At 52.1% G+C, this 19,812-nt stretch carries 22 protein-coding genes; 9 read left to right on the forward strand and 13 right to left on the reverse strand.

Going from position 1 to position 19,812, the window contains the following annotated elements; translation table 11 throughout:
- Positions 1-49: 49 nt before the first annotated feature.
- The 4 genes from ribE (at position 50) to pgpA (ending at position 2,510) form a co-directional block, all read left to right on the forward strand.
- A complete protein-coding gene (ribE, locus tag GPJ68_RS05790; RefSeq protein ID WP_016152034.1) occupies positions 50-520 on the forward strand; it encodes a 6,7-dimethyl-8-ribityllumazine synthase in 471 nt (156 codons plus the stop codon).
- A 19-nt stretch (positions 521-539) separates the two neighbouring features.
- On the forward strand, positions 540-959 hold the full coding sequence (gene nusB, locus GPJ68_RS05795; protein ID WP_000801129.1) for a transcription antitermination factor NusB: 420 nt from the start codon (positions 540-542) through the stop codon (positions 957-959).
- A gap of 77 nt (positions 960-1,036) precedes the next feature.
- Positions 1,037-2,014, forward strand: coding sequence for a thiamine-phosphate kinase (thiL, locus tag GPJ68_RS05800; RefSeq protein WP_075846808.1), 978 nt, complete (start codon positions 1,037-1,039; stop codon positions 2,012-2,014).
- Positions 1,992-2,510 (forward strand): phosphatidylglycerophosphatase A, encoded by a 519-nt coding sequence (gene pgpA / locus GPJ68_RS05805; protein WP_016152036.1) that lies wholly within the window; start codon positions 1,992-1,994, stop codon positions 2,508-2,510. The genes thiL and pgpA overlap by 23 nt, the downstream gene beginning before the upstream one ends.
- A gap of 100 nt (positions 2,511-2,610) precedes the next feature.
- Here the strand turns inward: pgpA and yajO are convergent, their stop codons facing one another.
- From yajO to xseB, 4 genes are read right to left on the reverse strand one after another with little or no spacing between them, the layout of a single operon-like run.
- Entirely contained in the window at positions 2,611-3,585 is a 975-nt protein-coding gene (yajO, locus tag GPJ68_RS05810; RefSeq protein ID WP_019076159.1) for a 1-deoxyxylulose-5-phosphate synthase YajO, read from the reverse strand.
- 56 nt (positions 3,586-3,641) lie between these two features.
- Complete coding sequence (gene dxs / locus GPJ68_RS05815) at positions 3,642-5,504, reverse strand: 1-deoxy-D-xylulose-5-phosphate synthase (RefSeq protein WP_104651301.1); 1,863 nt, start codon at positions 5,502-5,504, stop codon at positions 3,642-3,644.
- A 24-nt stretch (positions 5,505-5,528) separates the two neighbouring features.
- Positions 5,529-6,428: a (2E,6E)-farnesyl diphosphate synthase gene (gene ispA, locus GPJ68_RS05820; RefSeq protein ID WP_180837172.1), complete on the reverse strand. Its 900-nt coding sequence runs from the start codon at positions 6,426-6,428 to the stop codon at positions 5,529-5,531.
- Positions 6,429-6,671, reverse strand: coding sequence for an exodeoxyribonuclease VII small subunit (xseB, locus tag GPJ68_RS05825; RefSeq protein ID WP_016152040.1), 243 nt, complete (start codon positions 6,669-6,671; stop codon positions 6,429-6,431). It abuts the gene before it with no gap.
- 208 nt (positions 6,672-6,879) lie between these two features.
- Here xseB and thiI point away from each other — a divergent pair, with 208 nt between their 5' ends.
- Positions 6,880-8,328: a tRNA uracil 4-sulfurtransferase ThiI gene (gene thiI, locus GPJ68_RS05830; protein WP_005125147.1), complete on the forward strand. Its 1,449-nt coding sequence runs from the start codon at positions 6,880-6,882 to the stop codon at positions 8,326-8,328.
- Between the two features lie 99 nt (positions 8,329-8,427).
- Here the strand turns inward: thiI and GPJ68_RS05835 are convergent, their stop codons facing one another.
- Genes GPJ68_RS05835 through panE form a run of 3 tightly spaced genes read right to left on the reverse strand, consistent with a single transcriptional unit; the run spans position 8,428 to position 11,003 of the window.
- Positions 8,428-9,507, reverse strand: a complete 1,080-nt coding sequence (locus GPJ68_RS05835) for a hypothetical protein (RefSeq protein WP_172860633.1) — start codon at positions 9,505-9,507, stop codon at positions 8,428-8,430.
- 31 nt (positions 9,508-9,538) lie between these two features.
- A complete protein-coding gene (gene yajL, locus GPJ68_RS05840) occupies positions 9,539-10,129 on the reverse strand; it encodes a protein deglycase YajL (protein WP_016152043.1) in 591 nt (196 codons plus the stop codon).
- Entirely contained in the window at positions 10,092-11,003 is a 912-nt protein-coding gene (panE, locus tag GPJ68_RS05845; RefSeq protein ID WP_019076161.1) for a 2-dehydropantoate 2-reductase, read from the reverse strand. The genes yajL and panE overlap by 38 nt, the downstream gene beginning before the upstream one ends.
- 174 nt (positions 11,004-11,177) lie before the next feature.
- On the opposite strand from panE, the gene GPJ68_RS05850 reads away from it, so the two are divergent.
- Entirely contained in the window at positions 11,178-11,669 is a 492-nt protein-coding gene (locus tag GPJ68_RS05850; RefSeq protein ID WP_003831002.1) for a YajQ family cyclic di-GMP-binding protein, read from the forward strand.
- 94 nt (positions 11,670-11,763) lie between these two features.
- On the opposite strand, the gene GPJ68_RS05855 is transcribed toward GPJ68_RS05850, so the two are convergent.
- Entirely contained in the window at positions 11,764-13,128 is a 1,365-nt protein-coding gene (locus GPJ68_RS05855) for an MFS transporter (protein WP_016152045.1), read from the reverse strand.
- Positions 13,129-13,310: 182 nt separating this feature from the next.
- Between GPJ68_RS05855 and GPJ68_RS05860 the strand changes: the two genes are divergently transcribed.
- The 3 genes from GPJ68_RS05860 to GPJ68_RS05870 are packed head-to-tail and all read left to right on the forward strand — an operon-like array spanning position 13,311 to position 14,595.
- Entirely contained in the window at positions 13,311-13,793 is a 483-nt protein-coding gene (locus tag GPJ68_RS05860; RefSeq protein WP_016155861.1) for a type VI secretion system tube protein TssD, read from the forward strand.
- Between the two features lie 11 nt (positions 13,794-13,804).
- Entirely contained in the window at positions 13,805-14,272 is a 468-nt protein-coding gene (locus GPJ68_RS05865; RefSeq protein ID WP_019076163.1) for an STM2901 family protein, read from the forward strand.
- Positions 14,272-14,595, forward strand: coding sequence for a DUF1493 family protein (locus GPJ68_RS05870; RefSeq protein WP_016152048.1), 324 nt, complete (start codon positions 14,272-14,274; stop codon positions 14,593-14,595). Before GPJ68_RS05865 ends, GPJ68_RS05870 begins: the two co-directional genes overlap by 1 nt.
- Before the next feature lie 59 nt (positions 14,596-14,654).
- On the opposite strand, the gene cyoE is transcribed toward GPJ68_RS05870, so the two are convergent.
- Genes cyoE through cyoA form a run of 5 tightly spaced genes read right to left on the reverse strand, consistent with a single transcriptional unit; the run spans position 14,655 to position 19,448 of the window.
- Positions 14,655-15,545: a heme o synthase gene (gene cyoE / locus GPJ68_RS05875; protein WP_003831005.1), complete on the reverse strand. Its 891-nt coding sequence runs from the start codon at positions 15,543-15,545 to the stop codon at positions 14,655-14,657.
- 11 nt (positions 15,546-15,556) lie between these two features.
- On the reverse strand, positions 15,557-15,886 hold the full coding sequence (locus GPJ68_RS05880) for a cytochrome o ubiquinol oxidase subunit IV (RefSeq protein ID WP_003831006.1): 330 nt from the start codon (positions 15,884-15,886) through the stop codon (positions 15,557-15,559).
- Positions 15,886-16,500 carry a cytochrome o ubiquinol oxidase subunit III gene (locus GPJ68_RS05885; RefSeq protein ID WP_003831007.1) on the reverse strand — a complete coding sequence of 205 codons (615 nt, stop codon included), beginning with the start codon at positions 16,498-16,500 and terminating at the stop codon, positions 15,886-15,888. The genes GPJ68_RS05880 and GPJ68_RS05885 overlap by 1 nt, the downstream gene beginning before the upstream one ends.
- A complete protein-coding gene (gene cyoB / locus GPJ68_RS05890) occupies positions 16,490-18,481 on the reverse strand; it encodes a cytochrome o ubiquinol oxidase subunit I (RefSeq protein WP_003831008.1) in 1,992 nt (663 codons plus the stop codon). Before cyoB ends, GPJ68_RS05885 begins: the two co-directional genes overlap by 11 nt.
- A 19-nt stretch (positions 18,482-18,500) precedes the next feature.
- Entirely contained in the window at positions 18,501-19,448 is a 948-nt protein-coding gene (cyoA, locus tag GPJ68_RS05895; RefSeq protein WP_003847580.1) for a cytochrome o ubiquinol oxidase subunit II, read from the reverse strand.
- Between the last annotated feature and the right edge of the window lie 364 nt (positions 19,449-19,812).

Consider the following 19,812-nt stretch of genomic DNA (forward strand, 5'->3'; position numbering starts at 1 on the left):
ATGATAAAATCCGCCCCCCTGCGGGGTCTAGTGAATCCGAAGGAAGAATATGAACATTATTGAAGCTAACGTTGCTACCCCGGACGCTCGCGTCGCCATCACCATTGCGCGTTTCAACAACTTTATCAATGACAGCCTGCTGGAAGGTGCGATCGACGCCCTGAAACGTATTGGTCAGGTTAAAGATGAAAACATTACCGTCGTTTGGGTTCCGGGCGCGTATGAGCTGCCGCTGGCAGCCTCAGTACTTGCAAAATCCGGTAAATACGACGCGGTGATTGCGTTAGGTACGGTGATTCGTGGTGGTACCGCGCACTTCGAATATGTGGCTGGCGGTGCAAGCAATGGCCTGGCGCATGTCGCTCAGGACAGTGGCATTCCGGTAGCCTTCGGTGTTCTGACCACCGAAAGTATTGAACAAGCCATCGAACGTGCTGGCACTAAAGCTGGCAACAAAGGCGCAGAAGCTGCACTGACTGCACTTGAAATGATTAATGTATTGAAAGCCATCAAGGCCTGATTTTTGTAAGGGGAAATCCGTGAAACCTGCTGCTCGTCGCCGCGCCCGTGAGTGTGCCGTCCAGGCGCTCTACTCCTGGCAGTTGTCCCAGAACGACATCGCTGATGTTGAATACCAGTTCCTGGCGGAACAGGACGTAAAAGATGTCGACGTTCTGTATTTCCGTGAACTGCTGTCCGGGGTGGCGACTAACAGCGCGTACCTGGATGGATTAATGAAGCCTTATCTGTCTCGTCTGTTGGAAGAGCTGGGTCAGGTAGAAAAAGCCGTGCTGCGTATTGCGCTGTTTGAACTGTCTAAACGTAGTGATGTGCCGTACAAAGTGGCCATCAACGAAGCGATTGAACTGGCGAAAACCTTCGGCGCTGAAGACAGCCATAAATTCGTGAACGGCGTACTGGATAAAGCAGCACCTGTGATTCGCCCCAACAAAAAGTAATCCCGAGGCCGGCTGGATGGTGGAACTTGTTTCCGCTGCCCCCGGCTTTTTCTTTTTTTTCTGCTGAGGCATAACGTATGGCATGCGGCGAATTTTCCCTGATTGCCCGTTATTTTGACCGCGTAAGAACGTCTCGTCTTGATGTCGAAACCGGTATTGGTGACGATTGCGCACTTCTGAACATCCCTGAAAAACAGACGCTGGCGATCAGCACCGATACGCTGGTGGCAGGCAACCACTTCCTCCCCGACATTGATCCCACCGATCTCGCCTGGAAAGCGCTGGCGGTGAATTTGAGCGATCTGGCGGCGATGGGAGCCGATCCTGCGTGGCTGACGCTGGCGCTCACACTGCCTGACGTCGATGAAGCCTGGCTTGAAGCCTTCAGCGATAGCCTGTTTGAACTCCTCAATTACTATGATATGCAGCTGATAGGTGGTGACACCACGCGTGGGCCACTGTCGATGACGCTGGGTATCCACGGCTACGTCCCTGTTGGACGGGCCTTAAAACGCTCCGGTGCGAAACCGGGGGACTGGATTTATGTGACCGGTACGCCGGGCGACAGCGCGGCCGGGCTGGCGATTTTGCAGGATCGCTTGCAGGTGGCAGATGCAAAAGACGCAGACTATCTGCTTAAACGTCATCTGCGTCCAACGCCGCGTATTTTGCAGGGACAAGCCCTGCGCGATCTGGCCAGTGCGGCTATCGATATTTCCGACGGCCTGATTTCCGATCTGGGGCATATCGTCAATGCCTGTGGCTGTGGGGCGCGGGTTAACGTCGATGCGTTGCCATACTCTACGGCATTTGCCCAACACGTTGAGCCGGAACAAGCCCTGCGCTGGGCGCTCTCGGGTGGTGAAGATTATGAGTTATGCTTTACCGTACCGGAAATTAACCGTGGCGCACTGGACGTGGCGCTGGGAAATCTCGGCGCATCGTTTACCTGCATTGGGCAGATGAGCGCGGACGTGGAAGGCATTCACTTTACGCGCGACGGAAAACCCGTCACGTTCGACTGGAAAGGATATGACCATTTTGCCGCGCCTTAAAAAAGATGTCGCCAAAAGCCGCCTGAGTATGCGCAATCCGTGGCACCTGTTGGCCACCGGTTTTGGCAGCGGGCTGAGCCCAATTGTTCCAGGCACGATGGGATCGCTGGCGGCGATCCCTTTTTGGTATTTAATGACGTTTCTGCCGTGGCAGCTGTATTCACTGGTGGTCATGTTGTCTATCTGTATCGGCGTTTATCTGTGCCATCAAACGGCGAAAGATATGGGCGTGCACGATCACGGTAGCATTGTCTGGGACGAGTTTGTCGGGATGTGGATAACCCTGATGGCGCTGCCGACCCACGACTGGCAGTGGGTCGCCGCCGGATTTGTGATTTTCCGTATTCTGGATATGTGGAAGCCGTGGCCGATCCGTTGGTTCGATCGCAACGTGCATGGCGGTACGGGGATCATGATTGATGATATTGTGGCCGGAATACTCTCCGCCGGAATTTTGTATTTTATCGGCCATCACTGGCCGGTAGGTATCATTTAAATGGGCTTGCCGGATGGCAGCGTAAACGCCTTATCTGGCCTGGAAACACGATGGCGGTTTCGTAGGCCCGATAAGCGTAGCGCCATCGGGCAATGCCAGATTATTTAAATCCGACCACCGGATGCTGTTTGTACGGCGTTTCCAGCTCGGCAATCTGCTCTGGCTTCAGCGTCAAATCCACCGCATTAAGTAACTCATCCAACTGTTCCTCGCGTGAAGTGCCGATAATCGGCGCTGCCACCCCCGGTTTGCTCAGCAGCCAGGCCAGCGCAACCTGCGCACGCGTTACGCCTAATTCCTCACTGACACCGGTCAGCCGCGCGGCAATTTGCGCGTCGTTTTCATCGCTGTCACTGTATAAATTTTTACCGACTTCATCAGAAACCAGACGTGCGGTCGTTTCTCCCCAGGGGCGCGTCAGGCGACCACGCGCTAGCGGACTCCATGGGATCACCGCGACGCCTTCCTGATAGCAAAGCGGCAGCATTTCGCGTTCTTCCTCACGGTAGATCAGGTTGTAGTGATCCTGCATGCTAACGAACTGCGCCCAGCCGTGTTGTTTCTGTAAGGCCAGCGCCTGAGCAAACTGAGATGCGTGCATGGATGAGGCGCCAATATAGCGAGCTTTACCGGCTTTCACTACGTCGTTAAGGGCTTCCAGCGTTTCTTCGATAGGCGTATTGTAATCCCAGCGGTGAATTTGCAGGATGTCCACATAGTCCATACCCAGGCGTCTGAGGCTATCGTCGATTGAGCGCAAGATTTGTGCGCGGGATAATCCTTCCGCTAAATCATCAACCTGGTGAAAAACCTTGGTGGCGACCACGACATCTTCGCGGCGGGCGAAATCACGCAGCGCGCGGCCGACAATCTCTTCGCTGCTGCCAGCGGAGTAGCTGTTGGCGGTATCAAAAAAGTTAATGCCGCCTTCAAGAGCGTGTTTGATTATCGGGCGGCTGCTTTCTTCAGGTAGCGTCCAGGCGTGATTGCCGCGATTGGGCTCGCCAAACGTCATGCAACCCAGGCAAAGGCGGGAGACCCGTAGGTCGGTTTTTCCTAAGGTGTTATATTTCATTAATCCACTCCTGCTATGCTCGTGATGAGTTAAGCATAGCAGGAGCGGGGAGGGGATTATGCCAGCCAGGCCTTGATTTTGGCCTCAATTCCGGCGGCATTAAGTCCCAGTTCGGCGCGAGCCTCGTCCTGAGTCCCCTGCGGGATGAAGAAGTCAGGCAGGCCAATGTTCAGCACCGGAACAGGCTTGCGATGGGCCATCAGCACTTCGTTTACGCCGCTACCAGCGCCGCCCATAATGGCATTCTCTTCGAGGGTGACCAGCACCTCGTGTTGGGCTGCCATTTCGAGGATCAACGTTTCATCCAACGGTTTCACAAAGCGCATATCAACCAGCGTGGCGTTCAGTGACTCTGCGACCTGAGCGGCTTCCGGCATTAGGGTGCCGAAGTTGAGAATCGCCACTTTCGCACCGTGACGCTTCACGATGCCTTTGCCGATTGGCAGATGTTCCAGCGGCGCCAGCTCAACGCCCACCGCGTTACCGCGCGGATAACGTACGACCGTTGGACCGTCGTTGTAGTGATAGCCGGTGAACAGCATCTGGCGACATTCGTTCTCATCGCTTGGGGTCATAATGACCATTTCCGGGATGCAGCGCAGGAAAGAGAGGTCGAACGCCCCTTGGTGGGTTTGTCCATCTGCGCCAACGATACCTGCCCGGTCGATGGCGAACAGGACCGGCAGTTTCTGGATGGCGACATCATGCAGTACCTGATCGTAAGCGCGTTGCAGGAAGGTGGAGTAAATAGCCACGACCGGCTTATAACCGCCAATCGCCAGACCGGCCGCAAACGTCACCGCGTGCTGCTCGGCAATCGCCACATCGAAGTAGCGGTCCGGGAACTTACGTGAGAACTCAACCATACCGGAGCCTTCGCGCATCGCCGGGGTGATCGCCATCAGCTTATTGTCTTTCGCCGCGGTCTCACACAGCCAGTCACCGAAGATTTTTGAATAGCTCGGCAGGCCGCCGCTGCTTTTCGGCAGGCATCCGCTGGATGGATCGAATTTGGGTACCGCGTGGAACGTAATCGGATCTTTTTCCGCCGGCTCGTAGCCACGACCTTTTTTGGTCATGATGTGCAGGAACTGTGGACCTTTGAGATCGCGCATGTTCTTAAGCGTGGTGATAAGCCCCAGCACGTCGTGTCCGTCCACCGGGCCAATATAGTTAAAGCCCAGCTCTTCAAACAGCGTACCCGGAACAACCATGCCTTTGATGTGCTCTTCGGTACGTTTGAGCAGTTCTTTAATCGGTGGTACACCGGAGAACACTTTCTTCCCGCCTTCGCGCAGCGAGGAGTAGAGTTTGCCAGAGAGCAGTTGCGCCAGGTGATTGTTCAGCGCGCCGACGTTCTCTGAAATCGACATTTCGTTGTCGTTGAGGATAACCAGCATGTCGGGCTTAATATCACCCGCGTGGTTCATCGCTTCAAACGCCATGCCTGCGGTGATCGCACCGTCCCCAATCACACAAACGGTACGGCGTTCCTTGCCTTCTTTCTCGGCGGCAACCGCAATACCGATACCTGCGCTGATGGAGGTTGAGGAGTGCCCTACGCTCAGTACGTCATATTCGCTCTCACCGCGCCATGGGAATGGATGCAAACCGCCTTTCTGCCGAATGGTGCCGATTTTATCGCGGCGGCCGGTCAGAATTTTGTGCGGGTAAGCCTGATGTCCCACATCCCAGATTAACTGGTCAAACGGGGTGTTGTAGACGTAGTGCAGCGCTACGGTGAGTTCCACCGTGCCCAGACCAGAGGCGAAGTGCCCGCTGGAACGGCTTACGCTGTCGAGCAAATAGCGGCGCAGTTCGTCGCAAAGCTTTGGCAGGCTCTCTTTTGGCAGCAGGCGTAACTCCTGAGTGGAGTCGACCAGCGCCAGGGTCGGGTATTTGGCTATATCAAAACTCATCGCAAGCTCATGGGATATGTTGGTTTATTTATCACGCTGGATTATGTAGTCCGCTAGCGCTTCCAGTGCCGAGGTATCGAGTGACTGTGCGGCCAGCAAACTTAGCGACTGGCGGGCATCCTCAATTAAATCCCGGGCTTTATTCTGGGCTTGCTCAAGACCCAGAAGTGCAGGATAGGTACTTTTGCCAAGCTGCTGGTCAGCACCCTGACGTTTACCCAATGTTGCAGTATCGCCTACCACATCCAGGATGTCATCCTGAACCTGGAAGGCCAGACCGATGCTTTTTGCGTACTTGTCGAGTATTGCCAGGCATTCTCGCCCTTTATCGCCAGCGCTTAACGCCCCCAGACGCACGGCGGCGCGAATCAATGCCCCGGTTTTATGGCGGTGAATACGCTCCAGCGCATCCAATTCTACCTGATGGCCTTCAGCGTCCAGATCCAACGCCTGACCGCCGCACATACCGGCGATACCGCTGGCCTGGGCCAGTTCAGAGATCATCGCGATGCGGTCACGGTCAGAAACTTCCGGCATCGGGGCGTCGCTGATAATGGAGAACGCCAGCGTCTGTAGCGCATCTCCAGCCAGGATCGCATTAGCCTCGCCAAATTTTACGTGGCAGGTCGGCAGACCGCGGCGCAGGTCATCGTCGTCCATCGCGGGTAAGTCATCGTGCATCAGCGAATAGGCATGGATACACTCGACGGCGGCAGCGGGAGCATCAAGCGTACTCAGGCTGACGCCAAACATCTGACCGGTCGCATACACCAGAAACGGGCGCAGACGTTTACCGCCTAATAATGCGCCATATTGCATGGTTTCGACCACGGGAGTGTTCTGAAAGGGCAATGGCGCGATAAAACGGCTCAGTGCCTGGTTGGCCTGCTCAACGCAAGCCTGTAGCTGCTGCGTAAAATCCATTTACTCATTATCCGGTGTGAAAGGCGTAAGGGCGGCGTCTTCAGTATCTGACAGCAGGATTTGTACGCGCTGTTCAGCCTGCTGCAACTTGACCTGTCCCTGACGTGCTAACTGTACGCCACGTTCAAATTCGTTCAGCGCTTCTTCCAGCGGCAGGTCGCCGCTTTCCAGACGGGTAACAATCTGTTCCAGGTCGCTCAGCGCTGTTTCAAAACTGGCTGGCGCTTCATTTTTCTTCGGCATAATGAATGTCTGACTCTCTGTATTGGCAGCACAAGGCTATGGTAACGGACTCGCACTGATAAGCAAATAACGCACAATGGTAAGGCGATGTGCACAGGATGACCATGATGGTGGTATACTTGCGCGCCTGGATGCAGCCGCAGGGTATGGGCTGCTGTATTTTTTTCCATTACAAGTCATTCAGACTTGCCAAAGAACCATTGCCGCCATGAAGTTTATCATTAAATTGTTCCCAGAAATCACCATCAAAAGCCAATCTGTGCGTTTGCGCTTTATAAAAATTCTGACAGGGAACATTCGTAACGTTTTAAAGCACTATGATGAAGACCTTGCCGTTGTCCGCCACTGGGATCACGTTGAGGTTCGCGCTAAAGATGAAAGCCAGCGCCTGGATATTCGCGACGCGCTGACCCGTATTCCGGGGATCCACCATATTCTCGAAGTTGAAGACGTGCCGTTTACCGATATGCACGATATTTTCGAGAAAGCGCTGGTGCAGTATCGCGATCAACTGGAAGGCAAAACCTTCTGCGTACGCGTTAAGCGTCGCGGTAAGCATGAGTTTAGCTCTATTGAGGTGGAACGCTATGTTGGCGGTGGACTGAACCAGCATATTGAATCCGCGCGCGTGAAGCTGACGAAGCCGGACGTGACGGTTAATCTTGAAATCGAAAACGACCGTCTGCTGCTGGTTAAAGGCCGCTATGAAGGTATTGGCGGTTTCCCGATCGGGACGCAGGAAGATGTACTGTCGCTGATTTCCGGTGGTTTCGACTCCGGCGTGTCCAGCTATATGCTGATGCGTCGCGGCTGCCGTGTGCACTACTGCTTCTTTAATCTCGGCGGCGCAGCGCATGAAATCGGCGTTCGTCAGGTGGCGCATTATCTGTGGAACCGCTTTGGTAGCTCGCATCGCGTGCGTTTTGTCGCGATCAACTTTGAGCCGGTGGTTGGCGAGATCCTGGAGAAAGTCGACGACGGTCAGATGGGCGTGGTCCTTAAACGTATGATGGTTCGTGCAGCGTCGAAAGTCGCTGAGCGCTACGGCGTACAGGCGCTGGTAACCGGTGAAGCGCTGGGCCAGGTGTCCAGCCAGACGCTGACCAACCTGCGCCTGATCGATAACGTTTCTGACACTCTGATCCTGCGCCCGCTTATCTCCCATGATAAGGAGCACATCATTAATCTGGCGCGTGAAATTGGTACTGAGGACTTTGCCCGTACCATGCCGGAATACTGCGGTGTGATTTCAAAAAGCCCGACGGTGAAAGCGATTAAAGCGAAGATTGAGGCCGAAGAAGAAAACTTCGATTTCTCTATCCTCGATAAAGTGGTTGAAGAAGCGAACAATATCGATATTCGTGATATCGCCCAGCAGACGCAGCAGACCGTGGTGGAAGTGGAAACCGTGAGCGGCTTCGGCCCGAACGATGTGATTCTGGATATCCGCTCTGTGGATGAACAGGATGACAAACCGCTGAAGGTTGACGGTGTGGACGTCGTTTCTCTGCCGTTCTACAAACTGAGCACCAAATTCGGCGATCTGGACCAGAGTAAAACCTGGCTGCTGTGGTGTGAACGCGGGGTGATGAGCCGTCTGCAGGCGCTGTATCTGCGCGAGCAGGGCTTTGAAAACGTGAAGGTATATCGCCCGTAGTGACTTTTGCCTGAGGGTGCTGCGCTTATCAGGCCTGCAATCGGTATGTTTTGTAGGCCTGATAAATTGTTTATGCTGCCATCCGGCAATATAACAATATTATTCAAAACGGATGGGGAGCTTTTTCCCGTTCGACTCCCAGACACCCTGATAGACGCCGTCTTTTAACTCCAGCGTTATCTTCTCTTCCGATTGTTCAGCGGCAGAGGTCTTCAGTACATAATGTTGATTGTCGGCTGTGTCGCATTTACCGTTTAATTCAATCGGTGCGCCAAATTTCTGGTAAAAGTAAGCCCCTTCAAAAAAATCACCGTATTTGCAGCCGACCTTCAACACAATACGCATGCTTTTTCCCAACGTGCCGTACATCACCTTGCCGTCAATGCCGGGCGCTGGCGAAACCGGTGTTGTTCTCTTTGCGGTAGTCAGATACTGGCCGTAAGCCGTGAGCTGATTATGCAGTTCAACGGTCGGGATCTTCGTGGTGAAATCGCCCAGTTCGTCACCCGCGCGATTGGCGTGGTTGCTACAACGTCCGTTCAGGAAAGCCAGATGGTCTTTTTGCAGGGAGAATTTGTCGATGTAGTACAGACCGTCGGTGTAGGTTGCACACGATGCGTAGAATTCGGCAAAGCCAGAATCTCCACCGTCTTCTTTTATTTGCTCCGGCTTTTGTGATTTCTGTGCGACAACAAAGGTATCAATTTGGCTGCGGATATCTTTTCTGATGCGGGTGTTTAATTCGGTCATCGTGGAGCGGGAAAAGAGGTCGTTAAGGGTAATTGTCGCGCCGTTGGCTAAATCGAAGCTGATCGGTACATTGTACGACTCGCAATACGCCCCGCAGCCTACGACAAACATGTTGAGGGTCAACACTTTGGCGTCGCGATACTCAACCGTGTAGTCAAGGTTTGCGGTGGGATTCATCTCTGATTTCGCAAACTGATTCACGGTCGCTTGTGGATTATTTCCCGGTAGCTGATTGATAAAGCTTGTGAAAATATAATCGTTAATGCGTTTTGCAACCTGTGGGTTATCCGTTGAGGTAAACCACGGCACGCGATATTGCATCTCAGTGCTTGCGGGATAGCGATACTCAAGGCTCTCAATTTCAAGTTGAGTCGCACTGGCGTAGCCGGAAAGGAGCAGTAAAGCCACTCCGCTCAGATATCCTTTCATCATAATTCCTTGAATGCGAGTGGCCTGAAGATTACTCGTAGTAGTTATAAATTCCTGCAGCCATCACCAGTTGTGATGCCACTTCGTAAGCTTTTTCGCGACTCACCAGGAGATCAATGATTTTTAAACCGAAATCGATTGAGGTTCCCGGTCCCTGGCTGGTTAACAGATTGACGCGCGGATCCCATACGACGCGCTTATCCTGCCACTGGTCAGTGGGAATATTGTCTTTCAGCGCCGGAAAACCGGTCATGTTACCGATGGGGAAAATATCGTGTGGGACGAGGACTGTGGCGGCAGCGGCGCAAATTGCCGCGACAATGCGCCCGGAGCGATGAAACTGTTTCACGGTTTCGACAAGCAGAGGGCTGTCGCGAAAACACTCGGCGCCTTTAATACCGCCGGGCAGCACGATAATGTCGAAATCCCCGTCAGCAACTTCCACTAATGGTGCATCCGCCAGTAGTTTTACTCCGCGTGAGCACACGATCGTCAGGCCGCCATCGCTGGCAACGCTTGCGGTCGTGACCTTAATTCCGCCGCGAACCAGCAGATCGATAGTGGTGACCGCTTCGGTCTCTTCACTACCAGGGGCGAGACATACCAGTGCTTGAGCGCTCATACTCACTTTCCTTTCTCTTAACCATTTCAAACAGGCGGGCATTTTCCGGGACGGCGATGCCGTGCGCGCGGGCGCGTTTTAACAAATAACCAGTAATGTAGTCGATCTCAGTATGGCGCAGGGCATGTATGTCTTGCAGCATTGATGAGATATTTTCCGCCGTACTGTCAATCACTTGCTCAACATAATAGCGTAAATCATCTGCTGATGTGTGGTGGCCTTCGCGTTCAATGACCGCCGCCACCTCCTCGCAGATGAGCGCTATTTTTTCAGGATGATGGCGTAACTCTCCATTTAAGCAATCCCATAATGCGGTCAGCGGGTTAATGACGCAGTTGACGGCCAGCTTGCGCCACAACTCAGCGCGAATATTGTTGTGCCAGGCGACGTCCGGCAGCACCTCTTGCAGGACTTCAGCCAGATAACTGAAATCACCGTCTTGTTCACGCGCCGGGCCAATCCTTGTTGTTCCTTGAGCGACATGAATGATCACGTTCCCGTCACGGCGTGCCGCGTGGGTTGTGGTGCCCATCAATAGAGGTTGCTTAATGTTATGCAACTCTTCAATCGTCCCCATACCGTTGTGAATCAGCAGAATGGGAGTGGTGTCAGGCAGAATGGCGGCCAGGCCTTTGACCGCATCAGAAACCTGCCAGGCTTTCAGAGTGACAAGCAACAGGTCGCTTTTCGCCAAAAAATCGGGGTCGTTTGCCGTCAGGGATTCATTGAATACTGACCCATCCGTGTCGATCAGGTTAACGCTGCAATAGGGTTGCGGTACGCGTAGCCACCCCTGAACCTCATGTCCATGTTTGCACAGCGTGGTTAGCCAAAGCTGTCCTAACGCTCCACATCCCAGTACGGTAATTTTCATTCTTCCTCCTCACCTGCAACATCACCAGGTGTTAATCCATATCGGCCGTACCCCATTATTGTTCGCAGGTATCAGTACCACGTACAATTAAAGGATACAGCCTAGTATAGCGCTGTCTGTTGTGTAACTTTGCAGGTATTATGCTTCGCATCAAAAATGAAGGGAGAGGAAAAGATGCCATCTTTCGATATTGTTTCTGAAGTTGATCTTCAGGAAGCCCGTAACGCGGTAGATAACGCCAGCCGCGAAGTGGAGTCACGCTTTGATTTTCGTGGCGTTGAAGCGACTTTTGAGCTGAACGAGTCGAATAAGACGATTAAGGTGCTAAGCGAGTCTGATTTCCAGGTCAATCAGTTACTGGATATTTTACGTGCCAAGCTGCTGAAACGTGGTATTGAAGGCACTTCGTTGGACGTACCAGAAACCTTCGTGCATAGCGGTAAAACCTGGTTTGTTGAAGCTAAGCTGAAACAGGGCATTGAAAGCGCGGTGCAAAAGAAAATCGTTAAGCTGATCAAAGACAGCAAACTGAAGGTGCAAGCGCAAATTCAGGGCGAAGAAATCCGCGTGACCGGCAAGGCGCGTGACGATCTGCAATCCGTTATGGCGCTGGTTCGCGGCGGCGATCTCGGCCAGCCGTTCCAGTTTAAGAACTTCCGCGATTAAGTCGTAATGCCTGATGGCGCTACGCTTATCCGGCCTACAGGTTGCACACGCTATTTGTAGGCTGGATCAAACGATAGTCGCCATCTGGCACTCTTCACGCCTGGCTGATGGCCTGTTCAACCTCAAATCGATTCGTCACTTTGCTGTCGATTTTCACGTAAGCCGAATGCTCTTTCGCAACAATTAACACTTCGCTTATCCCTTCTTTAGCCAGCAGACGCTGCTTTAGGGTGTCATCTGCGGCAATCTCAGGCGGGATTTCCACTCGCAGGCTACTGACATATGGCGGCTCTTTCATTGTGCTTGCCACCAACAACCAAACTGCCGCCAGAAGCGCGCCGGCCAGGAATACCGCCTGACCATCAAACATTTCGACCACCCAACCGCCGAGCGAACCGCCAATCGCCACGCCAAGAAACTGGCTGGTGGAGTAAACGCCCATCGCCGTGCCTTTATAGCCAGCCGGAGACTCTTTGCTGATAAGCGAGGGGAGGAGGGCCTCCATCAGGTTGAAGGCGAGGAAGAATATCTGAACGCCCGCAATCAGCCCCCAAAAACGCACGTTAGCGCTCCACAATACAATCTCTGCGATAAGGATCAGTAACACGCAGGCGAGGAATACGCGCTTCATCCGCCGCTTCACTTCTGCGTAAATGATGAACGGCACCACGGAAACAAAGGACAGCAGCATCGTCACCAGATAAATTTTCCAGTGCTCTGCGGCGGGGAAACCGGCTTTCGCCAGTTGGCCCGGTAAAGCGACGAAAGTGGACATCAACAAAATGTGCAGACACATGATGCCAAAGTTGAGCTTGAGCAGTTTGGGCTCCGCCAGCACTTTGCTGAAGCTGCCTTTTACCATGCCAGATTCGCGGTTCAGCACGTGGCTGGTGCTATTGGGAACGACCCAAATGGTTAGCACGATGCCGGTGGTTGCAAGAGCTGCAATCATCCAGAACAGCGCGTGTAGCCCCAGCGCATGGGTAACGATCGGTCCTAGCACCATCGCAATGGCGAAGGTGATACCAAAGCTGACGCCGATAAACGCCATCGCTTTAGTACGGTTTTGCTCACGGGTTAAGTCGGAAAGCAGCGCCATCACGGCGGCGGCAATCGCGCCAGAGCCTTGCAAAGCGCGACCGAGAATAATGCCCCAGATTGAATCGGAGAGTGCGGCAATCACGCTGCCGAGAACGAACACCGCCAGCCCGCCGACGATAAGCGGCTTACGACCGATGCGGTCAGAAAGCAGACCAAAGGGGATCTGGAAAACGGCTTGCGCCAGACCATAAATGCCAATGGCAAGGCCAATCAGCGCTTCGCTGGCCCCCTGTAGCGCCATACCGTACGTGGTCAGAACCGGCAGAACCATAAACATGCCAAGCATGCGCAACGAGAATACGGTCCCTAAACCCCAGGTGGCGCGCAACTCACCGGGCGTCATTTTGTAATCGTTCATTCCCACCTCTGTATTAATTTCGCGCCTAGTGTAAAGCGGGGAAGGAGTGCGGTAAACCTCTACGATATGTGGAATTGTGTAGTGGGAAAATCGAAATAATTACAATTGCAACTAATTTACTTGTGATAATTACAGGTGTAGTCTTTTTGTGGTTATTTCTAATGGAAAGAGGGAAAAGGAAAATGGCGATTCCGGGCAATATGTGGATTTATGACGATGGTGGCGCGCTGATTAAGGGCGGGTGTGATGTAAAGGGAAGAGAATACAGTATTGAATTTAAAGGCTTTCATCACAATTTGTCTATTCCCACTGATAACGGTACAGGCAAGCCAACAGGCACACGCCAACATTCACCGATGATGATCGTCAAAGAGTTTGACTACTCTAGCCCGTATTTATACAAAGCTGTCGCTTCTGGTCAGAATCTTAAGTCTGCAGAGATTCGTTGGTACAAAATCAATGATGCCGGTCAGGAAGTTGAATACTTCAATATGTTTCTGGAAGGGGTGCGGATTGTCTCCGTTTCTCCCTCGATGGCTGGTCCAGAGGACATGAATAATAACCATCTTGAAACCATAGAATTACGCTACGAAAAAATCACCTGGAAGCATTGCGACGGAAACATTATCTATACCGACGCATGGAATGACCGGCAGACGGCATAATGGGGGATTGAATGGACACAACTGAAGAGGTGAATGGAACCTATTGGTATCATGGTCACGCTAACGTAACGTCGGGTGAACTGTTTGATTTGATATTCATTGAGCAGTTGGCAGATTCATTAGGTATCACCACGGAAGCTGTTATGCTGGTTTTGATCGGTCAACCATTTATTCCTGTCAAAGGAAAACTATCAGCAGCCACGAACACTCCAGGCACTAGTATTGCATCAATTCTATGTAGAAAACTTCTGAAAGGGGCTCGGTTCCCGTTTGGTTTAAGACTACACGCTCCTATGGGGAAGTTTTCCAAATTGAAGATGGTTCCAACAAACCAAATAGCAACTTACATAGGCCGTTGGGTTCCTTTTGTCGGGCATGCTCAGTTAATCGTGCTTTTGTTCGCGGTGACAAAACATACCCGCGATAAATACAACCTCATCGCACGACCCAAAGATCGCATACAGTGGACATCTTTCTGATGAGAAATTATGAAGCTGAAGTTATTGAGTACATCATGAAGAATTACCCAATCAGGGAACGTTGGTTTAGGCCTGGTCTTAAGCAGGTCACGAAAGAATGGACCCTGGAGGATGATTTTCAGTTTATTCCGGAAGATGCATATGATTTTTTAGCTGATTTATTTGAGCATTTTGATATTGAATATTCGAACTTTGATGGAAGGAATTATATTGAACAAGAATACCCTTTCTGGAAAAAAGATCCTCCTGAAATTGAATTAAAGCCTTTGACAGTAGAGATGATTATAGAGTCAGCAAAGGCGGGGAAATGGCTTTATGACTGAATAACATCCCTGCCAATAAAAAAGGGTGCCGGAGGCACCCTTTTCGTATCAGCAGATCGTTACCAGACGTAAGTCAGCAGGTTCTGCGAGTTTGGCACCATAAAGTCAACGGACATCATCACGGAAAGCGCGGTAATGGCGATGATGGAGAAACCGAACAGCTTGCGCGCCCAGACCCTGTCATCTTCCACTTTATAACCGCGCAGCGCCATGCCCAACCACCAGACACTCACCGCCGCAGCAACAATCAGGTATTTATAACCAGCATAGCCGCCCAGGGTTAGCATCAGCGTGGCGATAGCAAACGCCACGATGTACAGCGTGATATGGTTCTTCGCGACCGAAATACCTTTCACCACCGGCAGTACCGGGATGTTGGCTGCCTGATAATCCTTAAAGCGGAAAATCGCAATCGCGTAAGAGTGCGGCATCTGCCACAGACTGAAAATAGCCAGCAGAATCAGCGCACCGCTATCGAACTCACCGGTTACGGCGCAGTAGCCAATCACCGGCGGCGCAGCGCCGGAGAGTGAGCCAATCAGCGTGCCATAAACGGAATGGCGCTTCATGTACAGGCTATAGACGCCCACATAGACCACGAAGCCCATTACCCCTAGCCAGCAGGCCAGAGGGTTCGCGCCAAACCACAGCAGCATAAAGCCAGCAATACCCAGCAGGGTGGCGTATACCAGCGAGACCGCAGGGGAAATCAGACCTTTAACCAGCACGCGGTTTTTGGTCCTCTCCATCTTCCTGTCGATATCCCTGTCGATGTAGTTGTTAAATACACAACCCGACGCCACAACCAGTGACACCCCAACCAACGTGTAGATAAACAGGGGATAATCAATGCTGCCTTTCGAGGCCAGCAGGAATCCCCCAATCACCGAGATCAGGTTGCCAAAGATGATGCCTGGTTTTGTTACTTGCAGGTATTGCTTAAACATCATAATCGCCGCTCTTAGTGCATCATCATGTTGTAGTTAAGGTTCCACATAATCCAGATGGAGCCCACAACCAGGATGGCGATGATTAGCACAGTAAAGACAAAGGCTGTCATGTTCCAACCTTCATCAGATTTGCTATTCATGTGCAGGAAGCACACCAGGTGCACCAGAATCTGTACCACTGCCATTGCCAGAATAGTTCCCAGAATGACGGCAGGAGAGGCAGAACCTGTCATGACCATCCAGAACGGAATAACCGTCAGGATTATCGACAGGATAAAACCTGTCATGTAGGTTTTTACGCTGCCATGGGATGCGCCGCCGCTCTCGTTAGAATGACTCATTACATCGCCCCCATCAGATAAACAACAGTGAACACACAGATCCACACCACATCCAGGAAGTGCCAGAACAGGCTCAGGCACATGATGCGGGTACGGTTAGTACTGGTCAGGCCGCGACGAGCAACTTGCACCATCAGCACCGCCATCCAGATAAGACCGGAGGTGACGTGCAGACCGTGCGTGCCGACCAGCGCGAAGAACGCAGACAGGAAGCCGCTGCGATCCGGACCCATACCGTTAACAATCAGGTGATGGAATTCATAGAGTTCCATCCCGATGAATCCGGCACCGAACAAGAAGGTCAACGCCAGCCAGGAGATAACCTGGCTCTTGTTGTTCTTGTACATGGCGATCGCCGCCATGCCGTAAGTAATAGAGCTGAATAACAGCAGGAATGTTTCAACCAGAACGAACGGCAGTTCAAAAATGTCCTTACCCGTTGGGCCACCAGCGGTGCCGTTCACCAGAACGGCATAGGTTGCAAACAGAATAGAGAACAGAATGCAGTCGCTCATCAGGTAGACCCAGAATCCGAAGATCTTGGTCTGGCCTGCATCGTGGTGCCCGTGTTCGTGCGCGTGGGCAGTCGCGTGCGTTAAAGTATCAGTTGCCATTTTTCAGCCCTGCCTTAGTAATCTCATCGAAATGCTGGTTTTCCAGTTTTTCGACTTCCGGGACCGGCACGTAGTAATCCACGTCTTCATCAAAGCTTTTCACAATCCAGCTGATGATCATGCCTGCGAAGCTTGCAATCGCCAGCCACCAGATATGCCAGATCATGGCGAAACCAAACAGTGTTGCGAAGGCGGTAATGACGATACCGGCACCGCTGTTTTTCGGCATATGAATTTCTTCATAGTGCGCAGGCTGCTTGTACGCTTCACCTTTTTCTTTCATTTCCCAGAAGGCATCACGCTCATGAACGTGCGGCACAACGGCAAAGTTGTAGAACGGAGGCGGGGAAGAGGTTGCCCACTCCAGCGTACGACCACCCCATGGGTCACCGGTCAGGTCGCGGTTCTGCTCGCGGTCGCGAATAGAAACGAAGATCTGAATCAGCTGGCACAGGATACCCAATGCAATCAGCGCGGCACCGCAGGCGGCAACGACCAGCATCGGATGGAACTGCGGGTCAATCTGCTGGCTGAGGCGACGGGTCATCCCCATAAAGCCCAGCACATACAGCGGCATAAACGCCACGAAGAAGCCGATGATCCAGAACCAGAATGCGCGTTTACCCCAGGTTTCGTTCAGCGTGAAGCCAAACGCTTTTGGCCACCAGTAGGTCATACCTGCGAAGCATCCAAATACGACGCCGCCGATGATAACGTTATGGAAGTGCGCAATCAGGAACAGACTGTTGTGCAGCACGAAGTCCGCACCCGGAACCGCCAGCAGTACGCCGGTCATGCCGCCGACTGAGAAGGTAACGATAAAGCCAATCGTCCACAGCATCGCTGAGTGGAATACGATACGACCCTGGTACATGGTGAACAGCCAGTTGAAGATCTTCACCCCGGTCGGGATGGCGATAATCATGGTGGTAATACCGAAGAAGGCGTTTACGTTAGCGCCTGCACCCATGGTGAAGAAGTGGTGCAGCCAAACAACGAACGACAGAACGGTGATACACACGGTTGCCCACACCAGTGAGGTGTAACCAAACAGACGTTTACGTGAGAAGGTTGCAGCGATTTCGGAGAACACACCGAAGACCGGCAGAACCAGAATGTACACTTCCGGATGGCCCCAGGCCCAAATCAGGTTGATGTACATCATCATGTTGCCGCCCATATCGTTGGTAAAGAAATGGGTGCCCAGATAGCGATCCAGGGTCAGCAACGCGACGGTAACCGTCAGGATTGGGAAAGACGCGATAATCAGGATGTTCGCACACAGCGATGCCCAGCTAAATACCGGCATCTTGAACATGGTCATTCCTGGCGCACGCATCTTAATGATGGTCACAAAGAAGTTGATCCCGGTTAGGGTTGTACCAATACCGGACAACTGGACTGCCCATATCCAATAATCGACCCCGACGCTTGGACTGTACTCTATTCCCGAGAGTGGCGGGTACGCCAGCCAACCGGTCTGTGCGAATTCACCCACGCCCAGAGACAGGTTAACCAGGATTACGCCGACAACGGTGAACCAGAAGCTCAGGTTGTTCAGGAACGGGAATGCAACGTCACGTGCGCCGATCTGCAGCGGAACCACCAGGTTCATCAGACCGATAACAAATGGCATTGCCACGAAGAAGATCATAATCACGCCGTGAGCCGTGAAGATCTGGTCGTAGTGGTGAGGTGGCAGGAAGCCCGCTTCACCTGCAGAAGCCAGCGCTTGCTGACTACGCATCATGATGGCGTCGGCAAAGCCACGAATCAACATGACGATTGCGACAATGACATACATGATGCCAAGGCGTTTGTGGTCAACCGAAGTTAGCCACTCTTTCCACAGGTAGGTCCACTTACCGAAGTAAGTGATTAGGCCCAGTAAGGCCGCACCACCGATGATAATGGCAGCGATCGTAACCATGACAATTGGTTCATGGAACGGCACTGCATCCAGCGTCAATTTTCCGAACATCGTATTCTTCCTCGGCCCCTTAGTGAGCGGATTCCGCGTGGCTCATGTCCATGCCTTCCATTCCTTCGTGTGCGCTGTGCTCACCTTCGGGTTGGGTCATGTCCATGCTCTTACCGTGAGCCATAAATTTGTTAATAACGTCTTTAAACAAATCAGGTTTCACGTTGGAGAAGTATTCCACCTGGTTGTATTCGCTTGGCACAGCCACTTTTTCGAACGCAGCCATGTCGCTCATGGTGTTCGTGGACTGTTTAGCTTTAGCAACCCATTGGTCGAATTCGGCGCGGTCCTTTGTTGCGATAGCCTTGAACTTCATACCGGAGAAGCCTGGTCCGCTATAGCTTGCGGAGATACCATCATAAGTACCGACTTCGTTGGCGATCAGATGCAGTCGAGTCTGCATACCGGCCATGGCATAAATCTGGCTACCCAGACGCGGGATAAAGAAGGAGTTCATCACGGAGTTGGACGTCACTTTGAACTCAACCGGAGTATTCGCCGGGAAGGCGATTTCATTCACGGTAGCGATACCTTGTTCCGGATAGATGAAGAACCATTTCCAGTCCATGGAAACCACTTCAATGGTAATGGGCTTCTCGTCATGCGCCAGCGGTTTGCTTGGCTCAAGAGCGTGAGTGGTTTTCCAGGTCAGTACGGCAAGGAAAATGATGATTAAGATCGGCACCGTCCAGACCACAGCTTCCACTTTATTGGAGTGTGACCAGTTCGGGCTGTACTTCGCATCTTTATTGCTTGCACGATACTTCCAGGCGAAACCAACAGCCATCAAGATGGCAGGAATAACGACAATCAACATCAGGCCAAATGCCGTCAGTATCAGTGAACGTTGTTCCAGTCCAATCTGTCCTTTAGGGTCAAGCAGCGCAGAATTACAGCCACTGAGTAATGCAGTGCCTGCAATTAATGACAACCATCCCAAACTTTTATTGTATTTCCTGAGTCTCATTTAACGACCTCAATTCCACGGGACCGGGTGGCGTTTAAAGTGTGAGGGCATTTTACGGGAAGGTTACATTACTGTAAACATCCTTGGATCTGTGTTACTGGGTTCTGCCGGGCATGTCACATATGTTGCAATATATGTCGTTTTGACTTTAAGAACCTGTTGCAACATCACGTTATAACGAAAGCGGGCAAGCGGGAGACGTGCTGAGGGCAATTGGTATAACCAATACGAAAATAAAACAATTGTTTAACAATTGATTATCAATAAAAAGACAATTGAAGAGCAAAAAATAAATCTGTAGTGGCTGAATCGAGTAAGGGAAATAGTATATATAAAAGGCGTCAATAATTTCCAAATTCTTTGG

The organism is Citrobacter sp. 172116965 (assembly GCF_013458095.1).
In the GTDB taxonomy this organism is placed as follows: domain Bacteria; phylum Pseudomonadota; class Gammaproteobacteria; order Enterobacterales; family Enterobacteriaceae; genus Citrobacter; species Citrobacter braakii.

Excerpts from the sequence above, each read along its gene's own strand:
- ribE (WP_016152034.1), top strand. The coding sequence starts at position 50 with ATGAACATTATTGAAGCTAACGTTGCTACCCCGGACGCTCGCGTCGCC.
- thiL (WP_075846808.1), top strand. The coding sequence starts at position 1,037 with ATGGCATGCGGCGAATTTTCCCTGATTGCCCGTTATTTTGACCGCGTA.
- pgpA (WP_016152036.1), top strand. The coding sequence starts at position 1,992 with ATGACCATTTTGCCGCGCCTTAAAAAAGATGTCGCCAAAAGCCGCCTG.
- yajO (WP_019076159.1), bottom strand. The coding sequence starts at position 3,585 with ATGAAATATAACACCTTAGGAAAAACCGACCTACGGGTCTCCCGCCTT.
- dxs (WP_104651301.1), bottom strand. The coding sequence starts at position 5,504 with ATGAGTTTTGATATAGCCAAATACCCGACCCTGGCGCTGGTCGACTCC.
- ispA (WP_180837172.1), bottom strand. The coding sequence starts at position 6,428 with ATGGATTTTACGCAGCAGCTACAGGCTTGCGTTGAGCAGGCCAACCAG.
- xseB (WP_016152040.1), bottom strand. The coding sequence starts at position 6,671 with ATGCCGAAGAAAAATGAAGCGCCAGCCAGTTTTGAAACAGCGCTGAGC.
- thiI (WP_005125147.1), top strand. The coding sequence starts at position 6,880 with ATGAAGTTTATCATTAAATTGTTCCCAGAAATCACCATCAAAAGCCAA.
- GPJ68_RS05835 (WP_172860633.1), bottom strand. The coding sequence starts at position 9,507 with ATGAAAGGATATCTGAGCGGAGTGGCTTTACTGCTCCTTTCCGGCTAC.
- yajL (WP_016152043.1), bottom strand. The coding sequence starts at position 10,129 with ATGAGCGCTCAAGCACTGGTATGTCTCGCCCCTGGTAGTGAAGAGACC.
- panE (WP_019076161.1), bottom strand. The coding sequence starts at position 11,003 with ATGAAAATTACCGTACTGGGATGTGGAGCGTTAGGACAGCTTTGGCTA.
- GPJ68_RS05850 (WP_003831002.1), top strand. The coding sequence starts at position 11,178 with ATGCCATCTTTCGATATTGTTTCTGAAGTTGATCTTCAGGAAGCCCGT.
- GPJ68_RS05855 (WP_016152045.1), bottom strand. The coding sequence starts at position 13,128 with ATGAACGATTACAAAATGACGCCCGGTGAGTTGCGCGCCACCTGGGGT.
- GPJ68_RS05860 (WP_016155861.1), top strand. The coding sequence starts at position 13,311 with ATGGCGATTCCGGGCAATATGTGGATTTATGACGATGGTGGCGCGCTG.
- GPJ68_RS05865 (WP_019076163.1), top strand. The coding sequence starts at position 13,805 with ATGGACACAACTGAAGAGGTGAATGGAACCTATTGGTATCATGGTCAC.
- GPJ68_RS05870 (WP_016152048.1), top strand. The coding sequence starts at position 14,272 with ATGAGAAATTATGAAGCTGAAGTTATTGAGTACATCATGAAGAATTAC.
- cyoE (WP_003831005.1), bottom strand. The coding sequence starts at position 15,545 with ATGATGTTTAAGCAATACCTGCAAGTAACAAAACCAGGCATCATCTTT.
- GPJ68_RS05880 (WP_003831006.1), bottom strand. The coding sequence starts at position 15,886 with ATGAGTCATTCTAACGAGAGCGGCGGCGCATCCCATGGCAGCGTAAAA.
- GPJ68_RS05885 (WP_003831007.1), bottom strand. The coding sequence starts at position 16,500 with ATGGCAACTGATACTTTAACGCACGCGACTGCCCACGCGCACGAACAC.
- cyoB (WP_003831008.1), bottom strand. The coding sequence starts at position 18,481 with ATGTTCGGAAAATTGACGCTGGATGCAGTGCCGTTCCATGAACCAATT.
- cyoA (WP_003847580.1), bottom strand. The coding sequence starts at position 19,448 with ATGAGACTCAGGAAATACAATAAAAGTTTGGGATGGTTGTCATTAATT.